Genomic DNA, 5341 nt, shown 5'->3' on the forward strand with positions numbered 1-5341 from the left:
GACGTGGTACTCTGCGAAAAGTCCTGGGGAGCTGAGAACAAGCTTTGATCCAGGAATGTCCGAATGGGGAAACCCACCTGAATGTTCGTTGTAATCGCTTTGCGGTTTACAGCGGGCATGAACAGGTACTTTTAGCCTGAATCCATAGGGTTAAAAGAGCGAACCCGGGGAACTGAAACATCTAAGTACCCGGAGGAAAGGAAATCAATTGATACTCCGCTAGTAGTGGCGAGCGAACGCGGACCAGCCGAGCCTTGAGAACGAGCAGAACAGTCTGGAAAGTCTGGCGATATGGGTGACAGCCCCGTATGCGAAGTTTGATGGGACGTATTAAGTAGGGCGGGACACGTGAAATCCTGTCTGAAGATCGGGGGACCACCCTCGAAGGCTAAGTACTCCTTACTGACCGATAGCGAACCAGTACCGTGAGGGAAAGGTGAAAAGCACCCCGACGAGGGGAGTGAAACAGTTTCTGAAACCGGACGCCTACAAGCAGTCGGAGCATCCTTGAGATGTGACGGCGTACCTTTTGTATAATGGGTCAACGACTTGGTCTGTCGAGCAAGCTTAAGCCGTTAGGTGCAGGCGCAGCGAAAGCGAGTCTTAAAAGGGCGATGAGTTCGACGGATCAGACCCGAAACCGAGTGATCTAGCCATGTGCAGGATGAAGGTTGGGTAACACCAACTGGAGGTCCGAACCGACACCCGTTGAAAAGGGTCCGGATGACGTGTGGCTAGGGGTGAAAGGCCAATCAAACTCGGAGATAGCTGGTTCTCCGCGAAAGCTATTTAGGTAGCGCCTCGGACGAATACCCTGGGGGGTAGAGCACTACATGGGTGATGGGGTCCCACAGACTTACTGAGCCTAAGTAAACTCCGAATACCCAGGAGTACTATCCGGGAGACACACGGCGGGTGCTAACGTCCGTCGTGAAGAGGGAAACAACCCTGACCAACAGCTAAGGCCCCCAATTCGTGGCTAAGTGGGAAAGCATGTGGGATTTCCAAAACAACCAGGAGGTTGGCTTAGAAGCAGCCATCCTTTAAAGATAGCGTAACAGCTCACTGGTCTAGTCAAGAGATCCTGCGGCGAAGATGTAACGGGGCTCAAGCCACGAGCCGAAGCTTTGGATGCACAGCGATGTGCGTGGTAGCGGAGCGTTCTGTGATATAGAACGCTGCCTCCTTGCTCCCTTCGGGGAAATTGGAGGCACTGTTCTGACTGTGAAGCCGGGCTGTAAGGCATCCGGTGGAGTGATCAGAAGTGAGAATGTTGACATGAGTAGCGACAAAGAGGGTGAGAGACCCTCTCGCCGAAAGTCCAAGGGTTCCTGCTTAAAGCTAATCTGAGCAGGGTAAGCCGGCCCCTAAGGCGAGGCCGAAAGGCGTAGTCGATGGGAACCAGGTTAATATTCCTGGGCCATGTGGTGGTGACGGATCTTCAGGGTCGTTCAGTCTTATCGGATTGACTGGGCGGCTGCGAGGTCCCCGGAAATAGCCCCACTATCGGACCGTACCCTAAACCGACACAGGTGGACTGGTAGAGAATACCAAGGCGCTTGAGAGAACCACGTTTAAGGAACTCGGCAAAATGCCTCCGTAAGTTCGCGAGAAGGAGGCCCCATTCTTACGCAAGTAGGGGTGGGGGGCACAGACCAGGGGGTGGCGACTGTTTACTTAAAACATAGGGCTGTGCGAAGCCGTAAGGCGACGTATACAGTCTGACGCCTGCCCGGTGCTGGAAGGTTAAAAGGAGGGGTGCAAGCTCCGAATTGAAGCCCCAGTAAACGGCGGCCGTAACTATAACGGTCCTAAGGTAGCGAAATTCCTTGTCGGGTAAGTTCCGACCTGCACGAATGGCGTAACGATCTCCCCGCTGTCTCAAACGTGGACTCAGCGAAATTGAATTGTGTGTCAAGATGCACACTACCCGCGGTTAGACGGAAAGACCCCATGAACCTTTACTCCAGCTTTGCACTGGCATCAGGATTGTGATGTGCAGGATAGGTGGTAGGCTTTGAACCCGGGACGCCAGTTCCGGTGGAGCCTCCCTTGAGATACCACCCTTCGCACTCTTGATGTCTAACCGCGGCCCGTTATCCGGGTCCGGGACCCTGCATGGTGGGGAGTTTGACTGGGGCGGTCGCCTCCCAAATCGTAACGGAGGCGCGCGAAGGTTGGCTCAGACCGGTCGGAAATCGGTCGTTGAGTGCAATGGCAGAAGCCAGCCTGACTGCAAGACTGACAAGTCGAGCAGAGACGAAAGTCGGCCATAGTGATCCGGTGGTCCCAAGTGGGAGGGCCATCGCTCAACGGATAAAAGGTACTCTGGGGATAACAGGCTGATGATGCCCAAGAGTCCATATCGACGGCATCGTTTGGCACCTCGATGTCGGCTCATCTCATCCTGGGGCTGGAGCAGGTCCCAAGGGTATGGCTGTTCGCCATTTAAAGAGGTACGTGAGCTGGGTTTAGAACGTCGTGAGACAGTTCGGTCCCTATCTGCCGTGGGTGTAGGATACTTGAGAGGAGTTGCCCCTAGTACGAGAGGACCGGGGTGAACGGACCACTGGTGGACCTGTTGTCGTGCCAACGGCAGTGCAGGGTAGCTATGTCCGGACAGGATAAACGCTGAAGGCATCTAAGCGTGAAGCCCCCCTCAAAACAAGGTATCCCTTGAGGGCCGTGGTAGACCACCACGTCGATAGGCCGGAGATGTAAGCGCGGTAACGCGTTCAGTTGACCGGTACTAATTGCCCGATTGGCTTGATTTGATCCAGTAGCAGCAAGGCTCAGATCAAAACATGCATACATACATAGTGAAACGCCGCGCGGCACCGCGCAGCAACTTGACCTGGACAAAGGCTTCTTCCCCGGTTTGGTGGTCATAGCGCTGGCTAAACACCCGATCCCATCCCGAACTCGGCCGTTAAGGGCCAACACGCCAATGGTACTGCGTCTCAAGACGTGGGAGAGTAGGTCACCGCCAAACCTGGCAAGAAGCCAACATACGTTCTCTCAAAACGAAACAGCCGCGAAAACTCAATCAATACGCGGACCAAACCAAACACCAACGCGGGGTGGAGCAGCCCGGTAGCTCGTCAGGCTCATAACCTGAAGGCCGCAGGTTCAAATCCTGCCCCCGCAACCAATACTAATTCTACAATATTATCAATGCATTGAAGATCGGCGTCTGCTGATTGCGCACTGTTTGCGCCTCCACGCCCCGCCCTGCGCGGGGCTTTTTGCATTTGGGCGGCCGCGCAGACAACCTCATGTACCGGCAACCCGCAGGCCAGACGCAGCAGGCTTGCCAGGGCGCCGTGAAGATGGATCGCAAGGCCGGGTTTGCCGCCTTCCGCTTCCTCGGCTGAAACCGGCACCAGCTCCACCTTCTCGATCAGCGCCCGCAGCGCTTCCTTCGCCTCGTCCATCCGTTCGGCGTCTGCAAGGCCCGCGATCAACTGGCCGATCCGGGCGCGATAGGTCTGCGCCATGCCCGGATGGATCCTGAGCGGATCCGGGGCAGGGGAGGCGGAGAGCTTGCGCTCCAGATCTTTCCGGCGGGTGTCGAGGTCGATCATCCGGTCCTTGACCTGATCGGCGGGAACCCCGGCGAGGATCGCATCGACCAGCTTCTTGTGATCGGCGTTGACCTGGCGCAGCTCCTTCTCCAGCTCGGCGCGTCCGGCCGCGCGGGTGGACTGTAGCCGGTTGCGCTCGGCCGTGTATTCCTCGCAGAAGATCCGCACGGCGTCTTCGTCCATCAGGTGGTGTTCAAGCGCCTCGAGAACCCGGGCTTCCAGATCTTTCTGCTTGATGACGCTCATATTGGTGCATGCCGCCGAGCCCTTCTTGCGGGCAGTCGAGCAGCCGAAGCCGTCCTTCGACACCTTGGAGAACCCGCCGCCGCAACACCCGCAGGACATCAGGCCCGAGAACAGGAACTTCGGGCGGCGCCGGTCCCAGATCGGCACATCGGTGTTCTTCGTCTTCATCGCGCCCTGGCGTGCCTTGACCCGGTCTCAGAGGTCATCGGGGATGATCCGCAGATGCGGCACGGCCACTTCGGTGACCCGGTCTTCCGGGTTCAGCCGCGAGTTGCGTTTGCCGGTGTCCGGATCCTTGCTGTAGTGCAGCCGGTTCCAGACCAGACGGCCGATGTAGAGCTCATTGTTCAGGATGCCGGTGCCGCGCGCGCGGTTGCCGAGGATGGTCGAGGTGCCCCACCAGCCGCCGCGTGGGCCGGGGATCTTCCCGAGGTTCAGCGCTTCGGCGATCTTCCCGGCAGAAATGCCCTGCGCATAGTCGGCGAAAATCCGGCGGATGACCTCGGACTCGGTACGATTAATGGCGCGATCGCCATGTTCCGCCTTGCCACCCACATTGACCCCGGGCAGCACATCGTAACCATAGGCATTGCCGCCGGCGAGCTTGCCGTCCTTCACCCGCCCCTTCTGGCCGCGATGCGTCTTGATGCCGATATCGCGCAGCAGGATCTGGTTCATCGTGGCCCTTCATGCCGATCAGCATCTCGGTGACCTCGCCCTCGGTCAGGGTGTGGATCCGGATGCCCTGATGCTCCGTCGTTCATGGAACTTCGCGATATCGGCGAGCTTGCGCGACAGCTGGTCGAGCGCCTCTGCGAGAACGATGTCGAACCTGCCGGCCTTCGCATCGCGCTGCAGCGCCTCGATCCCGGGGCGGAACATGCTGGCGCCCGAGATCGCCCGGTCCTGATAGATGCCGCTGATCTCCCAGCCCTCGCGGGCGGCGAGATCGCGGCAGGAGTCGATCTGGTCCTCGATCGAGGCATCGCGTTGTTTGTCGGTCGAGAAACGGGCGTAGATCGCCACGCGCAGTCTGGGCTTGGTCATGGAGCGTCTCCTTCGAGGCGGAAGGGATCAATCGGGATCGGCGGCATGGTCGGTGCGGGCGGCTTCACGGGCGAGCGCGCGCAGGAAATGGTGGAACAGCTCACGAGAGGCATCGGGGAGAGGAGCCCCATGCTGCGCGCCGGGTCGATTCCCGGCAAGAGGCTTGTTGGCCGGGGAGGGCGAAGGGGCGGGGATACCCTGCTGAGATGCAGAGATCTGAGAAGCGGTGGCGGGGGTCTTAGTAGATGCCGACGGGGCAGGGGAAGCAGCCAAAGGCGACGAGACAGATGCCGAGGCGACGGCCGCCGCCTGCGCGGTGCCTTCCCTGTCGACATGTCTTCTCCGGTCCCGTGCCATTGGCAAAGGTTCTCCCCGCGCTCCCGGCGGCTGTTCCGGGGCGTTCTCTGATGATGATCCTGATCGGGAAAGCTCCCGTGCTCGTTGAGAGGATTATAGGGCATCGG

3 protein-coding genes, 1 tRNA gene, 2 rRNA genes and 1 pseudogene (1 of these 7 only partly in view) are annotated in these 5341 nt (G+C 58.8%); 4 read left to right on the forward strand and 3 right to left on the reverse strand.

Annotated elements, in window-relative coordinates; translation table 11 throughout:
• The 4 genes from D2T30_RS22535 to D2T30_RS23855 form a co-directional block, all read left to right on the forward strand.
• A 23S ribosomal RNA gene (locus tag D2T30_RS22535) occupies window positions 1-2774 on the forward strand; it begins 55 nt to the left of the window's first position.
• A gap of 103 nt (window positions 2775-2877) precedes the next feature.
• Window positions 2878-2992, forward strand: a 5S ribosomal RNA gene (gene rrf, locus D2T30_RS22540).
• 82 nt (window positions 2993-3074) lie between these two features.
• Window positions 3075-3151 (forward strand) — tRNA-Met (locus tag D2T30_RS22545).
• Window positions 3152-3503: 352 nt separating this feature from the next.
• Entirely contained in the window at window positions 3504-3710 is a 207-nt protein-coding gene (locus tag D2T30_RS23855; protein ID WP_241651383.1) for a hypothetical protein, read from the forward strand.
• A gap of 81 nt (window positions 3711-3791) precedes the next feature.
• Here D2T30_RS23855 and D2T30_RS23985 read toward each other — a convergent pair.
• The 3 genes and pseudogenes from D2T30_RS23985 to D2T30_RS23870 form a co-directional block, all read right to left on the reverse strand.
• A pseudogene (locus D2T30_RS23985) lies at window positions 3792-3998 on the reverse strand (recombinase zinc beta ribbon domain-containing protein); the annotation flags it as partial.
• A gap of 27 nt (window positions 3999-4025) precedes the next feature.
• Entirely contained in the window at window positions 4026-4508 is a 483-nt protein-coding gene (locus tag D2T30_RS23865; protein WP_241651384.1) for a recombinase family protein, read from the reverse strand.
• 45 nt (window positions 4509-4553) lie between these two features.
• Window positions 4554-4877 carry a recombinase family protein gene (locus tag D2T30_RS23870; RefSeq protein ID WP_241651385.1) on the reverse strand — a complete coding sequence of 108 codons (324 nt, stop codon included), beginning with the start codon at window positions 4875-4877 and terminating at the stop codon, window positions 4554-4556.
• Window positions 4878-5341 lie beyond the last annotated feature (464 nt).

The sequence above is a fragment of the Paenirhodobacter populi genome, from assembly GCF_004022215.1.
GTDB lineage: Bacteria > Pseudomonadota > Alphaproteobacteria > Rhodobacterales > Rhodobacteraceae > Rhodobacter > Rhodobacter populi.